The sequence below is a fragment of the Aeromicrobium sp. PE09-221 genome (assembly GCF_002174305.1).
In the GTDB taxonomy this organism is placed as follows: Bacteria; Actinomycetota; Actinomycetes; order Propionibacteriales; family Nocardioidaceae; genus Aeromicrobium.
Genome location: NZ_MIJB01000108.1, coordinates 1 through 746, shown reverse-complemented (window position 1 = coordinate 746; position 746 = coordinate 1). Strand labels below are relative to the sequence as shown.

At 40.9% G+C, this 746-nt stretch carries 1 protein-coding gene and 1 pseudogene; one reads left to right on the top strand and one right to left on the bottom strand.

The window, feature by feature from the left end; translation table 11 throughout:
• Positions 1-219, bottom strand: a pseudogene (locus BHE97_RS19615) (super-infection exclusion protein B); the annotation flags it as partial.
• A 209-nt stretch (positions 220-428) separates the two neighbouring features.
• Here BHE97_RS19615 and BHE97_RS19610 point away from each other — a divergent pair.
• Positions 429-629, top strand: a complete 201-nt coding sequence (locus tag BHE97_RS19610; protein WP_000213975.1) for an antirestriction Ral family protein — start codon at positions 429-431, stop codon at positions 627-629.
• The last annotated feature ends 117 nt before the right edge of the window (positions 630-746 follow it).

Sequence of the window (746 nt, the reverse complement as noted above, 5' to 3'; positions counted from 1 at the left end):
GTCACTATCTGATAATCGATGCACAGTAAATGCTAGCGCAAATGCAAGAGCAATGACGAAAACATGACACACATGAGGAATACCTATTCTCTCATTAACATATTCATGCCAGTTATCTGTGCTTAAAATCAGAAGGCCAACCCAGATAACGATCATATACATGGTTCTCTCCAGAGGTTCATTACTTAACACTCGTCCGAGAATAACGAGTGGATCCATTTCTATACTCATCAAACTGTAGGGGTTGTAATAGTTTATCCGATTTCTCGCTGTATGGTTACACGAGAACCACCGAGCCTGATGTGGTTAAAAGACAGGCACAATCTTTACTACCGCAATCCACTATTTAAGGTGATATATGGAAGAAGAATTTGAAGAGTTCGAAGAGCATCCTCAGGATGTGATGGAACAATACCAGGACTATCCGTATGACTACGACTATTGATAAAAATCAATGGTGTGGACAATTCAAGCGATGCAATGGATGCAAGCTGCAATCGGAATGCATGGTTAAGCCTGAAGAAATGTTTCCTGTAATGGAAGATGGGAAATATGTCGATAAATGGGCAATACGAACGACGGCAATGATTGCCAGAGAACTTGGTAAACAGAACAACAAAGCTGCCTGATAGTGGCCTTTATTTTTGGCATAAATAACAGAATAAACACTGCACTGTGTATTCATTCCAACGAGTGAATACACGGAGCAATGTCGCTCGTAACTAAACAGGAGCCGACTTGTTCTG